At 75.3% G+C, this 13,167-nt stretch carries 13 protein-coding genes; 8 read left to right on the forward strand and 5 right to left on the reverse strand.

All coding sequences use genetic code 11. The annotated features are described in order from the left end of the window. Positions 1 to 144: 144 nt before the first annotated feature. Positions 145 to 1,122 carry a cation diffusion facilitator family transporter gene (locus KSE_RS17345; RefSeq protein WP_014136626.1) on the forward strand — a complete coding sequence of 326 codons (978 nt, stop codon included), beginning with the start codon at positions 145 to 147 and terminating at the stop codon, positions 1,120 to 1,122. A gap of 44 nt (positions 1,123 to 1,166) precedes the next feature. On the opposite strand, the gene KSE_RS17350 is transcribed toward KSE_RS17345, so the two are convergent. Both KSE_RS17350 and KSE_RS17355 read right to left on the reverse strand, forming a co-directional pair. Further along, positions 1,167 to 3,521: a hypothetical protein gene (locus tag KSE_RS17350; protein WP_014136627.1), complete on the reverse strand. Its 2,355-nt coding sequence runs from the start codon at positions 3,519 to 3,521 to the stop codon at positions 1,167 to 1,169. Continuing rightward, positions 3,518 to 5,491, reverse strand: coding sequence for an ATP-binding protein (locus KSE_RS17355; RefSeq protein ID WP_014136628.1), 1,974 nt, complete (start codon positions 5,489 to 5,491; stop codon positions 3,518 to 3,520). Before KSE_RS17355 ends, KSE_RS17350 begins: the two co-directional genes overlap by 4 nt. Positions 5,492 to 5,821: 330 nt before the next feature. Here KSE_RS17355 and KSE_RS17360 point away from each other — a divergent pair, with 330 nt between their 5' ends. Beyond that, positions 5,822 to 6,139 (forward strand): hypothetical protein, encoded by a 318-nt coding sequence (locus tag KSE_RS17360; RefSeq protein ID WP_014136629.1) that lies wholly within the window; start codon positions 5,822 to 5,824, stop codon positions 6,137 to 6,139. A 124-nt stretch (positions 6,140 to 6,263) separates the two neighbouring features. On the opposite strand, the gene KSE_RS17365 is transcribed toward KSE_RS17360, so the two are convergent. Beyond that, positions 6,264 to 7,331: a TetR/AcrR family transcriptional regulator gene (locus KSE_RS17365; RefSeq protein ID WP_014136630.1), complete on the reverse strand. Its 1,068-nt coding sequence runs from the start codon at positions 7,329 to 7,331 to the stop codon at positions 6,264 to 6,266. A 154-nt stretch (positions 7,332 to 7,485) separates the two neighbouring features. On the opposite strand from KSE_RS17365, the gene KSE_RS17370 reads away from it, so the two are divergent. Next, the gene (locus KSE_RS17370; protein ID WP_014136631.1) at positions 7,486 to 8,643 is read left to right on the forward strand and encodes an acyl-CoA dehydrogenase family protein; all 1,158 of its coding nucleotides are present in this window, start codon (positions 7,486 to 7,488) and stop codon (positions 8,641 to 8,643) included. A 104-nt stretch (positions 8,644 to 8,747) separates the two neighbouring features. Here the strand turns inward: KSE_RS17370 and KSE_RS17375 are convergent, their stop codons facing one another. After that, positions 8,748 to 9,008: a hypothetical protein gene (locus KSE_RS17375; RefSeq protein WP_014136632.1), complete on the reverse strand. Its 261-nt coding sequence runs from the start codon at positions 9,006 to 9,008 to the stop codon at positions 8,748 to 8,750. 150 nt (positions 9,009 to 9,158) lie between these two features. On the opposite strand from KSE_RS17375, the gene KSE_RS17380 reads away from it, so the two are divergent. Next, positions 9,159 to 9,494, forward strand: a complete 336-nt coding sequence (locus KSE_RS17380) for a cupin domain-containing protein (RefSeq protein ID WP_014136633.1) — start codon at positions 9,159 to 9,161, stop codon at positions 9,492 to 9,494. A 31-nt stretch (positions 9,495 to 9,525) separates the two neighbouring features. On the opposite strand, the gene KSE_RS17385 is transcribed toward KSE_RS17380, so the two are convergent. After that, on the reverse strand, positions 9,526 to 10,104 hold the full coding sequence (locus KSE_RS17385) for a TetR/AcrR family transcriptional regulator (RefSeq protein ID WP_014136634.1): 579 nt from the start codon (positions 10,102 to 10,104) through the stop codon (positions 9,526 to 9,528). 122 nt (positions 10,105 to 10,226) lie between these two features. Between KSE_RS17385 and KSE_RS17390 the strand changes: the two genes are divergently transcribed. From KSE_RS17390 to tatA, 4 genes are all read left to right on the forward strand, one after another. Beyond that, positions 10,227 to 11,768, forward strand: coding sequence for an MFS transporter (locus KSE_RS17390; protein WP_014136635.1), 1,542 nt, complete (start codon positions 10,227 to 10,229; stop codon positions 11,766 to 11,768). A 107-nt stretch (positions 11,769 to 11,875) separates the two neighbouring features. Continuing rightward, positions 11,876 to 12,265 carry a YidH family protein gene (locus tag KSE_RS17395; protein WP_014136636.1) on the forward strand — a complete coding sequence of 130 codons (390 nt, stop codon included), beginning with the start codon at positions 11,876 to 11,878 and terminating at the stop codon, positions 12,263 to 12,265. After that, the gene (locus KSE_RS17400; RefSeq protein ID WP_014136637.1) at positions 12,262 to 12,585 is read left to right on the forward strand and encodes a DUF202 domain-containing protein; all 324 of its coding nucleotides are present in this window, start codon (positions 12,262 to 12,264) and stop codon (positions 12,583 to 12,585) included. The genes KSE_RS17395 and KSE_RS17400 overlap by 4 nt, the downstream gene beginning before the upstream one ends. 192 nt (positions 12,586 to 12,777) lie before the next feature. Further along, on the forward strand, positions 12,778 to 13,050 hold the full coding sequence (tatA, locus tag KSE_RS17405) for a Sec-independent protein translocase subunit TatA (RefSeq protein ID WP_014136638.1): 273 nt from the start codon (positions 12,778 to 12,780) through the stop codon (positions 13,048 to 13,050). Positions 13,051 to 13,167 lie beyond the last annotated feature (117 nt).

The raw sequence follows: 13,167 nt of genomic DNA on the forward strand, positions 1-13,167 counted from the left end.
TCCACCACCCCGGCCGCCCGCCCGGTCGGGGCGGCCTCCTCGCCTCCACCTTGCCCGATCAGCGGCGGAGGCGCGAACAGCCCCCCGGACCGGCCGGGCCGTACCCCGGGCGGCTGATGACGAAACGGGACATAATGACCGTCCATGGGTGAGCAGCGGGCGGCGGCCGACAGCACGCGGGACGACGGCGACCGCGCGGGCGGCGGCGGCAACGGCGAGAGCGTCACCACGGTGGTCGTCGCGGGCGCCTGCAACCTCGGCATCGCCCTCGCCAAGGCCGTCGCGGGCGCGGTCAGCGGCTCCAGCGCGATGCTCTCCGAGGCCGCGCACTCCTTCGCCGACACCGTCACCGAGGTGCTGCTCTTCCTCTCGCTCAAGCGCAGCACCCGCCCCGCCGACGCCGCGCACCCGCTCGGCCACGGCCGCGAGCGCTACCTGTGGGCGCTGCTCGCCTCGTTCGCGACCTTCGTCGGCGGCGCGGTGTTCTCGGTCCACGACGGCGTCCACACCCTGCGGTACGGCGAGGAGCTGGGCAGTCCGGCGCTCTCCTACCTGATCCTGGCGGTCGCCTTCGTGCTGGAGTCGGTCTCGCTGTCCCGGACGGTCCGTCAGCTGCGCGGCGAGACCAGCCGGCTCGCCGTCAGCGGCTACCGCTACCTGCGGCGCACCTCCGACACCGCCGTGAAGGCCGTCTTCCTGGAGGACTCCGCCGCCCTGGTCGGCCTGCTGCTCGCCTTCGGCGGCCTGCTCGGCGCCCAGCTCACCGGCGACCCGCTCTGGGACGGCCTGGCCTCCGTCCTGATCGGCGCCCTGCTGGCCTGGGTCGCCTACGTGCTGGCCCGCGACAACGCCTCGCTGCTGATCGGCCGTTCGCTCCCCGCGCGCGACGAGCGCGCGATCACCGACACCCTGAACGCGCAGCCCCGGGTGGTCCGCGTCCTCGACCTGGTCACCAGCGTGTACGGCCCGGAGGACGTGCTGGTCGCCGCCAAGGTCGACTTCGCCGACCTGGCCACCGCCGCCGAGGTCGAGGCCGCCTGCGACCAGGCCGAACGCGCCGTCCGCCGCGCCGTCCCGGCCGTCACCCGGGTCTACCTCGACCCGACCCCGCCCAGGCCCTGACCCGGCCGCCCCACCGGGGCGGCCGGGCCGGACGGCGGCCGGGGTCAGAGCCCGTAGTCGTCGACGATCTTCTCGTGGCGGGCGGTGTCGGCGCCCGCCGCCTCGGCCAGGGCGGGCCAGGCGAGGGGGTGGGCGAGGCCGGCGGTGAGGGTGGTGAGCAGGGCGTCGGTGTCGGCGGCGGTGGCGGTCGGCGGGACGCCGAGGGCCGCGTAGACGCCGGGGAGGCTGCCGTCGGGGTCGGCGGGGTCGGCGATCCGGTACTCGTCGCCGCTGTAGACCCAGACCGCGTGGCCGGCCTCGCGCAGCGCGTCGCGCAGGGCGTGCCAGTCGTGCGCGGCGGGGCGGCCGCCGTCCAGCCAGTAGGTGGTGTAGCCGGCCGGGTCGAGCAGGGTGAGGTGCTCGAAGACCGGGCGCCAGTCCTCGGCCTCGTCGTCGCCGGGCTCCGGACGGTCGTTCAGGACGGCCGGGGCGAACACCACGACGTCGCCGTGGTTGAGGTCGATGTCGTCGCCGAGCACCGGCAGCACCCGGGCGGTGGCCGGGCCGGTGCGCAGCGCGGGCAGGTCGGTGGTGGTGCCGTTGGCGCGGCGCACCCGCACCTCGACCAGCTGCCACTCCTCCTCGACCGGGCCGCTGTCGGTGTCGAACTCGATGCCGAGCCGGGCGCCGGCGGCGCGGACGGCCGCCCAGTCGCGGTTGGCGGTGGCGGCGGTGACCAGGTGCCACAGGTCGGGGCCCTGGACGGTGCGGTGCTGCTCGTCCTCGCCGGCCTCGGCCGGGTCGAGGGCGTGCGCCAGCAGTTCCTCGTACAGCCGCTGGGCCTCGGCGTGCTCGCCGCGCCGGGTGGCGGCGGAGGCGGCCAGCCGGCGGGTGTTGAGCGCGTCGGGCGAGTGCGCCAGGACGGCGGCGCACTGCTCGCCGACCTCCTCCCAGCGGCCCTGGGCGGCGGCCCAGCGGGCGCGCAGCCAGTGCGCGTCGGCCGGGTCGGCGGCGGCGATCCGGGTGGCGAGGCGGTCGACGCCCTCGCCGTCCTCGGCGTCGATCAGCAGCTGGCCGAGCATGCCGGTGAGGTACTCGTGGCCGGGGTCAAGCTCCAGCTGGTTCCAGGCGAGTTCGGTGACGGCCCGGGTGTGCCCGAGGACGCCGAGCACGGTGGCCAGGTTGACCACCAGGACGGTGTCGGGCCGTTCGCCGGCCGCCGCGGCGGCGGCCAGCGCGGCGGCCAGCAGGTCGGCGCCGGTCTCCGGGTCGGGCTGGTTCTCGCCCAGCCAGCGGGGCAACTCCTCGGCCGGGACCGGAAGTTCGGGGTGCGGCAGGGCTTCGGCGGCGGCCCGCAGCGCGGCCACCCGCTCGGCCACGCCGGCGGTGCTGCGGAGCTGGCCGAGCTTGCGTTCGCCGGTGCGGGCCAGGGTCAGCGCGACCTCGCGGGCGCCGCGGCCGAGGGCGAGCCCGCCGGCCAGCAGCACCAGGTCGAGGCAGGGGCGGTGCGAGCCGGCCAGGTCCGACTCCCCGGCCCAGGAGGCGAGCCGGCCGCCGAGCTCGGCGTCGTTCTCGAACTCCCCGGCGGCGACCAGCAGCTCGACGGCGGCGGCCCAGCGGTGCCGGATGTCCGGGTACCGGTCGGCCTCCTCGGCGTCCGGCAGCAGCTCCAGCGCGGTGCCGAAGCGGCCGAGCGCGGCGTGCTGCAGGGCGCGGCCGACCGCGAGCTTGCGCCGGTCGTCGTCGTCCAGCCGGTTGCCGGCCGCGACGTAGGCCCGCTCGGCGGTGTCGAAGGCGTCCAGCGCGTCCTGGTGGCGGCCGAGCCGGTGCAGGGCGGAGACCCGGCTGTGCGCGAAGGAGAGCGAGGCCCGCTCGCCGGCCGCCCGGATCCGGGTCTCGGCCCGGTCCAGGTGGGCCAGCGCGTCGGCGGGGCGGCCGTCGTCCTCCAGGGTGTCGGCGTACTCGCGGGACAGGCAGTCGAAGCAGGCCCGGGCCGGCTCGACCCGCTGCAGCGCCTCCTCCAGTACGGCGAGCCGCTCCGGGACGTAGCCGGGGCCGTCGATGTTGGCGTGGCAGATGGTGAAGTCCTGGACGGCGCACACCGACTGCGGGCAGGACGCGGTCTCCTCGCGGTGCGCGAACTCCAGCAGCGACACCGCCTCGGACATCGCGGCCTCGCCCTGGTGGCGCTTGTTCAGCAGGTTCTGCAGCCGCCAGTGCCGCAGGAACACCTCCACCCAGGGCAGGCCGAGCGCCCGCGCGGAGGCCAGCGCCTCCGGGAACATCGCGTCGAGCTGCTCGTTGCGGCCCTCCACGGCGTGGCCGGCGATCTCGACGAGCGCGTCGGCCAGCCGGTGCTGTCCGGACTCGGCGAGCTGGCGGTGGGTGTCCTGCACCCAGGACCAGATGTCGGTGGTCATCGTTCCTCGTCCTCGTGGAGCCGGGGGTTCTGGTGGTGCGGGTCCGCCGTGAAGACGGTGTCGGGCACCGCCGACAGGCCGTCCGCCGGCACGGCTGCGGTGAGCGCCGCCACCGCCGTGGAGACGCCGGACAGCGCCGCGCCCAGGTCGCCGCCGGCCGAGCCGGACGCCGCCGCCATGATGACCTTCAGCGAGCGCAGCAGCGCCGCCGCGGTGGCCGCCCCGGTGTGCCCGGCCCGGTAGGCGGCCAGCAGGTCGCGGACGGCCGGCGAGGCCAGGTTCAGGTACAGCCGGGCCTTGACCGCGCCGTCGGTGCGCGCGGTGAACGCCCGCGCCAACTGGAGGGCGGCGGACGGGATCCGGGCGTCCGCCCGGTCGTCCTCGATCCGCGCCTTGAGCTCGGCCTCGCGGTCCGGCACCAGCACCAGCGGCAGGCCGGGCGGGTCGAACCGGGCGGGCACCAGCTGCTCGCCGTCCTCGGTGAGCGCGGCCGCCAGCCAGGCGTGCTGCTCGGCGGGCAGCGGCAGGTCGGGGGCCCGGAACAGCTCCCGGTTGCCGCTCTCGCTGCCCAGTTCGACGATCCGGCAGTCCCGCAGCTGGGCGTAGCGGCGCAGGAACGGCAGCACCGCGTACCGGTCGCCGCGGGCGATCGGGACCTGCATCGCCCGGTACAGCATCTCCTCGAAGCCGCCGCCGCTGCCGAGCGCCACGTGCACCGCGCCGGAGCCGGCGGCCCGCAGCGCGCCCGCGGTCAGCTCGCCCTGCGAGGTCGGCACCGGGACGTCGTCGGCGAGCAGCGTGAACAGCCGGTCGTCGCAGAGCGCCGCGCCCAGCAGGTCCTGCCCGTGCCGGGCCAGGATCCGCCGCCAGGCCGCCGGGTGCAGCCGGGCGGTCTCGTACAGGCCGTCGACGACGGCGTCGGCGAGCGCCCGCTGGAGCGCCCGGTAGTGCTCGTCGCGCTGGAGGTCCTCGCGGCTGGCGGTGGGGGTGAGCCGGGACGACTCGACCACGCCGCCGATGAACCCGGCCCAGCTGGGCAGCAGGTCGCGGGCGTCGTCGGCGAGCAGCATGCCGCGCAGGTAGACCGCGAGGTCCCGGTTGTCGCTGGACCCGTAGGTGCCGCCGTCCTGCACCCAGAGCAGGCCGACCGCGTCGGTCCGCTCGTCGGCGGGCGCCACCGGGAAGGCGGTCAGCGGCTCGAAGCTGCGGGCGAAGGCGGTGGCGAAGCGCATCCGGTGCAGGTGCGGCGAGCCGGGCACGTCCTGCCGCCAGGGCACCAGGACGTCGTTGACCGGCTCCTCGTCCGACCCGACGTACACCGGGATCGGCAGCAGCACGCAGTACCGGGCCAGCACCTCGCGCAGCGCCTCCTCGTCGGCGAGGTGCGCGTGCTCGGCCTTCAGCCGCAGCCGGACCACCGTGCCGGGCCCGGGCCTGGCCGGGGCCGGCTCGACGCTGTACTGCTCGCCGCCGCGGCTGCGGTAGGTGTGCGCGGCCGCCGGCTCGCGGTGCGAGGCGGTGGTGACGGTGACCTCCTCGGCCACCGAGAACGCCGAGAGGAAGCCCAGGCCGAAGGCGCCGATCAGCTCCTGGTTGCCGGTGAGGTCGCGGAGCATCCGGGTGTAGCCGGTGCCGACGGTCGCCAGGTAGGCGTGGATCTCCGGCTCGGTCAGGCCCGCGCCGTTGTCCTCGATCGAGACCGTCCGGGCGGCGCCGTCCCCGCTGACCCGGATCAGCGGGCGGTAGGCGCCCTCCGGGTCCTCCAGCCTCCGCCGGGTGTGCGAGTCGTGGGCGTTCTGCACCAGTTCGCGCAGCGCCACCAGCGGCGTCGAGTACAGGTGGGTGGCGAGCACCCCGACCAGGCCGCCGAGGTCGACCTCCGTGGTGCGGAGATTCGCCGAGTTCTCGGCGGCGGGGAATTCGGCGCCGCTTCCGCCGGCACCGGAAGCGGGGGGAAGAGCATCAGACATAAGGCCACAGTCTGCCAGTACGACAATCAGGCGACCAGGGTTTTAAGATTCCCCGTTCCTGTCGATCCCCGGTCAACCAAAGGTTGACCCGCGAAGGCCCCGCCACCCCCCGGACGACCGGACAACTCCCCATGTCACCAGGGTATTTGGCCGACCACTACCCGCCGTGACCCTATTCCACCAGAGTGACACCTTCGAGCGAACCCGCGTGCCCGCCCTGGAACCCGAACGGCCCAGTGGGCAATCCTGGTGGGGCGACGCCAGGAACCGGCGCGAACGGGGCGGCCACCCCGGAGCGCCACATTCGCACCAGTTAGCAGGGAGACCACCGTGTCCCGTATTCGCGCAGCCGCCGTCGTCACCGCCCTCGGGGCGTTCCTCCTCGCGGGCGTCGGCACCGCCGCCGCCGACAACGGCGCCGGCGCCGACCACGGCTCCAACAGCAGCGTGGTCAGCGACATCGGCTCCTCCAACATCATCGGCTCCGTGCACGGCAACGCCAACGGCACCCAGCAGACCGCCACCGGCTCGGGCGCGAGCAACCAGAACAACACCCTCGGCGTGGCCGGCAACTCCGGCGGCGTCGGCGCCCTCCAGTCGAACGCGAACGTCGCGCACACCGTGTACTTCCCGTTCGTCCTCTCCTAGGCCGGACCCGCGCCACCGGCACGCACCGCGAGGCCGCGACGGACGGACCACCCGTCCCCGTCGCGGCCTCGCCGCCGTCCGACCGCCCCGGCCCCCGACCCGCCCCGGCCCGGTTCGCTCCCGCTCAGCCGAGCGCCGCGGCCGCGTACGCCGCCACCGCCGCCGGGCCGTTCGCCCCGCCGCGGGCGGTGTCGATCGCGACCGCGATCATCGCGTGCACCCGGACCCGGGCCTCGGCCGCCGGCTCGCCCTCCGCCGCCGCGACCGCGACCCAGGCGCGGACGAACGCGCGGCGGAACTCGGCCGCCGCCCGGCCCTCGCCGGGGGCCGGCCGGCCGGTCTCGGAGAGCATCGCGCCCAGGTAGTCGCGCTCCCGCCAGGCGAAGTCGGCGAAGGCCGCCACCGCGGGGGCCGCCTCCCCCGCCGCCAGGACCGGCAGCACCTCCGCGCGCAGCCGCTCCCGGCCGCGCTCCAGGACGGCCGCGAGCAGCGCCGCCTTCGTCCCGAAGTGCTTGTAGACGCTGGGCCCGGCGATGCCGACGGCCGCCCCCAGCTGCTCCATCGAGACGTTGTCGAAGCCCCGCAGGTGGAACAGCCGGGTCGCCGCCGCCACCAGCTCGTCCCGCCGCCCCGCCCCGGCTGGCCCGACCGCCCCGACCGGCCCGGCCGGGTACTCCGCCTCCCCCGCCGCCAGCAGCCGTTCGCGCAGGCCGAGCAGCAGCTCCAGGCCGCGCCGCCGGGGCAGCACCACGCCGTGGTGGCTCAGGCTGCCGTAGCCGGAGAGCACCGCCCACCAGGCCGCTTCGCGCTCCCCGCCGGAGGCCGCGCGGACCGCCGCGCGCAGCCGGCGCCGCAGCACGGCCCGCTGCCCGGCCGGCAGCAGCCGCCCGTCGCGCTGCCAGAGCGTGCCGAACTCGCGCCGTTCCAGGGCGAGTTCGGCGAGCGCGCGGGGGTCGCCGGCGGCCAGGGCCGCGCACAGCGCGTCCAGCCCCGACTCGACGGCGCGCAGCAGCAGTTCGGGCTTGCCGCGGAAGTGCCGGTAGAGCGCGGGAGCGGTGATGCCGACCTCGGCGGCCAGCTCGGCCATCGACACCCCGTGGTAGCCGTCGCGGTGGAACCGCCCGGCCGCGACGTCGAGGATCCGGGCCCGCCGCCCGGGCGGCCGGCGCACCACCGGACGCTGCTCCACCACCGCGCTCCCCTTCTCCCGTTCTCCCGGCCCTCCCCCGCCCGGCTAGCAACGGTTCACTTAACCCCCGCCGACGCCCGCCCGCAAGCCCTGGACACCGGAAGCTACCGACGATTAACTTGGCTGCGCGACCAGCCGCCGCCGAAGGGAGCGCACCGTGCGCCGCACCGTGTACAACGAGGACCACGAGGCGTTCCGGGAGACCATCCGGGACTTCATCGCCCACGAGGTCGTCCCGGTCTACGAGAGCTGGGAGGAGGCCGGCCACCCGCCGCGCGACTTCTACCGCAAGCTCGGCGAGCTCGGCGTGTACGGCATCGAGGTCCCCGAGGAGTACGGCGGCGCGGGCGAGACCGGCTTCAAGTACCAGGCGGTGATCTACGAGGAGACCGCCCGCGCGGGCGTCACCTTCGGCTCCTCCGGCGTGCACACCGGCCTGGTGCTGCCCTACCTGCTGGAGTACGCCACCGAGGAGCAGAAGCGGCGCTGGCTGCCGGGCTTCGTCTCGGGCGAGATCATGACCGCGATCGCGATGACCGAGCCGGGCGCGGGCTCCGACCTGGCGGGCATCGCCACCACCGCGAAGCTCTCCGCCGACGGCACCCACTACGTCCTCAACGGCGCCAAGACCTTCATCACCGGCGGCGTGCTCGCCGACCTGGTGCTGGTGGTCTGCCGCACCGCCCCCTACGACCCGGCGGACCGCCGGGCGGGCCTGTCCATCCTGTGCGTGGACACCGCCTCCGAGGGCTACACGGTCGGCCGCAAGCTGCAGAAGATCGGCCTGCGCACCTCGGACACCGCCGAGCTGTCCTTCTCCGACGTGAAGGTGCCGGTGGAGAACCTGCTCGGCGAGGAGGGCCGGGCCTTCTCCTACCTGACCCACAACCTGGTGCAGGAGCGGCTGGCGATCGCCGTCGGCGCGTACGCCTCGGCGGCGGCGGCCGTGCGGTTCGCGGTGCAGTACGTCAAGGAGCGCAAGGTCTTCGGCAAGGCCGTCGCCGAGTTCCAGAACACCAAGTTCTCGCTGGCCGACTGCCAGGCCCAGGTGCTCGCCCAGCAGGCGATGGTAGACCAGGCCCTGGAGCTCTACCAGAGCGGCGAGCTGACGGTGGCGGACGCCGCCGCGGCCAAGCTGTTCTGCACCGAGTCGGCCTCCGAGGTGATCGACAAGTGCCTGCAGCTGCACGGCGGTTACGGCTACATCCTGGAGTACCCGATCGCCCGCCTCTACACCGACAACCGGGTGTTCCGGATCTACGGCGGCACCAGCGAGGTCATGCGGACGATCATCGCCAAGTCGCTCGGCCTGTGACCGGCCGCTGAGCGCCGGGCACTGAGCACGACGGAGGCGGGCGCCCCCACCGGGCGCCCGCCTCGCTGTCGTCCCGCCGCCGTCCCGCCGCCGCCTCCTCCCGGTCAGTTGACGCCGGTGCGCCACGCCTCCAGTCCGGCCGCCGAAGCGGCCTTCGCCTGCTGGAAGGTGCGCTGCGCGAGCTCGGCCGGCGGCGTCTCCAGGGACTGGATCCACCCCCGGCCCGCGTTCGCCAGGGCCGCGCAGACCAGGACCGTGCCGGTCAGTCCGACGACGGCGCCGAGCCCGGTCAGGGCCGCGCCGGCGGTGAGCATGCCGCGGTTCACCTGGAAACCGCCGAGGGTGATGCTGTGATTGGTCGCCATGGGGCCACCCTCGGCCCCCTCGCGCGGGCGCGCACGCCGAGCGGCCCACCGCTTGACCCCTACGCGTGAATCCGGCGCGCGACACGCCGGACGCCGGGCCTAGGGTCGACCGCGGGGGGTCGGACCGGGGGTCGGACGGAGGAGAACGCGATGACCGAGCAGCCCGCCCTGATCGACCTGAACGCGCTGGCCGAGGAGCACGCCGCGAAAGCCGCCGCCAGCCCGCACGGCCGCAGCGCCCACCTCCTGCTGCACGACGGCGTCCTGCGGCAGACCGTGATCGCGCTGCGGGCCGGCGCCGCCCTGGACGAGCACAACGCCCCGGTCGCCGCCAGCCTGCAGGTGCTGCGCGGCCGGGTCGCGCTGACCGTCGCGGGCCGCCGCCAGGAGGTCGGCCCGGGCGAGCTGCACGCCATCCCGCAGGAGCGGCACGGCCTGCTCGCGCACACCGACGCGGTGGTGCTGCTCACCGCCGTGACCGCCTGACCCCGGCCCCGCCCGTCGACGCTTCGAGGCGTCAGCCCGTCAGCACGTCGCCGGAGACCAGCGCCAGCCCGCGCAGGAACTCCTCGCCGCCCGGCGCGATCGCCGGGTCGATCAGCCACTGGGCCGCCTGGCCGAGCAGCAGCGACTGGTAGAAGATGCCGCGGGCCAGTTCGTCCGGGGTGTCCTCCTCCTCGGCCCTGCCCTGGAACAGCGCGGCCAGCCCGAGCCGGCCCGCCTTCTGCGCGCCGGCCAGCCGCTCGGGCAGGCCGGGCAGGTGGGCGAACTGGCCGAGCAGCTCGAACTGCACCGTCCACAGGCCGCGGTGGGTGGTGAAGCTGTCGCGCACCGCGTCCCAGGCCCGGACGAAGCGCTCGCGCGGGTCGTCGACGTCGGCGGCGGCGGACAGCGCCGCGCCGATCACCTCGCCCCACTCCCCCATCGCCTGCACCAGGGCCTCCACCAGCAGGGCGTCCTTGGAGCCGTAGTGGTAGCCGATCGCGGCCAGGCTGACGCCCGCGCCGGAGGCGATGTCCCGGGCGGTGGTGCGCCCGTAGCCCTTCTCTTGCAGGCAGCGGGCGGCGCTGGCCAGCAGGTCCTCGCGATTTCCCATGCGCCGATGGTAGCCGCGTCCCAGACGGATGTCTTGCTCGAACGTCTTGGTCGAACGTCTGGGACGAATGATTTAGACACTTGTACTAGACAGCCGTGCAAGACGCTCGTACAGTCATCGTCATGACCACCGACCACGGCCGCCCCGGCCGCCGCGCCTGGCTGGGCCTCGCCCTCCTCCTGCTGCCGACCCTCGTCCTCGCGATGGACATGGGCGTGCTGTTCTTCGCCGTCCCCTTCATCGCCACCGACCTGCACCCCAGCGGCACCCAGCAGCTGTGGATCATGGACATGTACTCGTTCCTGCTGGCCGGCCTGCTGATCCCGATGGGCGCGCTGGGCGACCGGATCGGCCGGCGCAAGCTGCTGATCGGCGGCACCGCCGCCTTCGCCGCCGCCTCGCTGGTCGCCGCCTGGTCGGACGGGGCGGACCGGCTGATCGCCGCCCGGGCCCTGCTCGGCGTCGCCGGGGCGGTCTTCGGGCCCTCCACGCTGGCGCTGATCCGCAACATGTTCCCCGACCCCAAGCGGCGGCAGGCCGCGATCGGCGCCTGGAGCGGCGTCATGATGGCCGGCGCCACCCTCGGGCCGGTGATCGGCGGACTGCTGCTGGACCACTTCTGGTGGGGCTCGGCCTTCCTGATCGCCGTCCCGGTGATGCTGCTGGTGATGGTCGCCGCGCCGTTCCTGCTCCCCGAGTACCGCGCCCCGCGGCAGGGCCGCTTCGACCTGCTCGGCGCCGCGCTCTCGATCAGCGCCGTGCTGCCGGTGGTCTACGGGATCAAGACCCTCGCGGTGGACGGCTGGAGCCCGCGCCCGGCGCTGGTGCTGGCCGCCGGACTGCTGGTCGGCGGCGCGCTGGTCGCCCGGCTGCGGACCGCCGCCGACCCGCTGATCGACACCACCCTGTTCCGGATCCGCACCTACACCGGAGCGATCACCGTCAACACCATCGCGATGTTCGCGATGATGGGCTTCACCCTCTTCACCTCGCAGTACCTCCAACTGGTCAAGGGCTACAGCCCGCTCACCGCCTCGCTCTGGGCCCTGCTGCCGAGCGTCGGCGTCGGCGCGGCGGTCGGCGGGTTCGGCGCGCTGGCCGGCCGGGTGCGGCCCGCCGTCCTGCTGGTCACCGGGTTCCTGGCCAGTGCCGCCGGGTTCGCCGCGATGGCCCTGGTCACCCCCGGCTCCTCGCTCGTCCTCCCGCTGGTCGCCGCCGGCGTGATCGCGGCCGGCTCGGTCGGCACCGTCAGCGTCACCGGCGAGATGGTGCTCTCCGCCGCCCCCGCCGACCGGGCCGGCGCGGCCGGCGCCACCGCCGAGACCGCCCAGGAACTCGGCAGCTCGCTCGGCATCGCCGTCCTCGGCGCGGCCGGCGCGGCGATCTACCGGGCCCGGATGGACGGCGCCGCCCCCGACGCCGCCCGCGACACCCTCGGCGGGGCCGTCACCACCGCCGCCCGCCTCCCCGCCGAGGCCGCCGACCACCTGCTCGGCACCGCCCGGAACGCCTTCGCCGACGGCATGCACGTCGCCGCCCTGGTCGGCGTCGTGGTGATGCTCGGCGCCGCGCTCGCCGCCCACCTGCTGATGCGGCACCTGCCGGTGCCGGAGGCGGCCGGGGCGCCGGAGCGGGAAGAAGAGGTGAAGGCGCTCGCCGCGTGAGGCGGACCGACCGGCCCGGCGGGGGCGGCGGCGGAGGGCGGCACCACCGCCCCCGCCGCCGCCCCGCCGCGCGTGCGGGGCGCACCCGCCCGGCCTAGGGTCGCCGTATGGCGGACGAGGCGGGCCGGGGCCGGGCGGCCGGAGAGCCGGACGAGCCGGACGAGCCGGACGAGTTGGACTACCGGTTCACCCTCGCGAACGAGCGGACGTTCCTGGCCTGGATCAGGACGGCGCTGGCGCTGCTCGCGGGCGCGGTGGGGCTGGACCAGCTGGCGCCGGACCTGGCGCCGGTGCCGGTGCGGATCACCCTCTCGGTGCTGCTGGCGGCGGGCGGGGCCGGGCTCGGGGTGGCGGCCTACCACCGCTGGACCCGGGTGGAGCGGGCGATGCGGGCGGGCGGCCCGCTGCCGGCCACCCGGATCATGCTGGTGCTGACGGTGTGCGTGGCGGTCGCGGCGGCGGTGTTCTCGGTGCTGATCATCGGCTGGTCGCGGTGACCGCCGCCCCGCGCGACCCCGGCCTGCAGCCGGAGCGGACCCTGCTGGCGTGGAGCCGCACCGCGCTGGTGCTGGCCGCCGACGCGCTGCTGGTGCTGCGCACGGGCTACGTCCACCAGCTGGCCGGACTGGCCGCGCTGGGCGGGGTGCTGGCGCTGGCGGCGGTCGGCCTGTACGTGCACGGACTGCGGCGGCGCAGTGCGGTGGAACACAGTCCGCACATCTCGGCCAATCGCTGGTGGATGCGGGGGCTGGCCCTCGCGGTGGTGCTGGCGGCCGCCGGGTCGACCTGGTCGGTGCTGGTGAACCGGGGTGGCTGAGCCGTCCGGGGCCCGTGCGGTGGCCTTTGTGGTGGTACAGACCACATGACTCGGATCACCTGTTTTTCGACGGCTGTTTGCCGACGGGTGTATACGTTCGCCGACCGGGACAGGCATACTGGCCGGGTCGGGCGTTCCCGCCCGGCTCCGACGTCACAGCGAGAACCTCCACGAAAGGACCGGTGGTCAGGGATGTTCCGTAACGGTCTTGAGCCCTGGCACCTCATCATCGTTCTGGTGGTGCTGGTCCTCCTGTTCGGCTCGAAGAAGCTGCCCGAGATGGCCCGCGGCCTCGGCAAGTCGATGCGCATCCTGAAGGCCGAGACCAAGGCCCTGCGCGAGGAGGACGCCCCCGCCGAGGCGCAGAACGGCACCGCCGCCTCGCAGGCCGAGCAGCCGCGCCAGGCCGTCGAGCCGACCAACGTCACGAAGGCCGCCGAGCCCTCCAAGTCGACCACGGCCTGACGCCCGGTCGGCCCCGGCCGACCGCGTCCCCGCCGTACCGGAGCCCCCGGCCCGTCACCCTGACGGACCGGGGGCTCCGGCGTGTCGCCACGCCCGGGTGGCCGACCCCCGCGCCCC

It is taken from the genome of Kitasatospora setae KM-6054 (assembly GCF_000269985.1).
GTDB lineage: Bacteria > Actinomycetota > Actinomycetes > Streptomycetales > Streptomycetaceae > Kitasatospora > Kitasatospora setae.

What these genes read in the sequence shown, in the direction of transcription:
- KSE_RS17345 (WP_014136626.1), top strand. Translation starts at nt 145, where the DNA reads ATGGGTGAGCAGCGGGCGGCGGCCGACAGCACGCGGGACGACGGCGAC.
- KSE_RS17350 (WP_014136627.1), bottom strand. Translation starts at nt 3,521, where the DNA reads ATGACCACCGACATCTGGTCCTGGGTGCAGGACACCCACCGCCAGCTC.
- KSE_RS17355 (WP_014136628.1), bottom strand. Translation starts at nt 5,491, where the DNA reads ATGTCTGATGCTCTTCCCCCCGCTTCCGGTGCCGGCGGAAGCGGCGCC.
- KSE_RS17375 (WP_014136632.1), bottom strand. Translation starts at nt 9,008, where the DNA reads ATGGCGACCAATCACAGCATCACCCTCGGCGGTTTCCAGGTGAACCGC.
- KSE_RS17380 (WP_014136633.1), top strand. Translation starts at nt 9,159, where the DNA reads ATGACCGAGCAGCCCGCCCTGATCGACCTGAACGCGCTGGCCGAGGAG.
- KSE_RS17385 (WP_014136634.1), bottom strand. Translation starts at nt 10,104, where the DNA reads ATGGGAAATCGCGAGGACCTGCTGGCCAGCGCCGCCCGCTGCCTGCAA.
- KSE_RS17390 (WP_014136635.1), top strand. Translation starts at nt 10,227, where the DNA reads ATGACCACCGACCACGGCCGCCCCGGCCGCCGCGCCTGGCTGGGCCTC.
- KSE_RS17395 (WP_014136636.1), top strand. Translation starts at nt 11,876, where the DNA reads ATGGCGGACGAGGCGGGCCGGGGCCGGGCGGCCGGAGAGCCGGACGAG.
- tatA (WP_014136638.1), top strand. Translation starts at nt 12,778, where the DNA reads ATGTTCCGTAACGGTCTTGAGCCCTGGCACCTCATCATCGTTCTGGTG.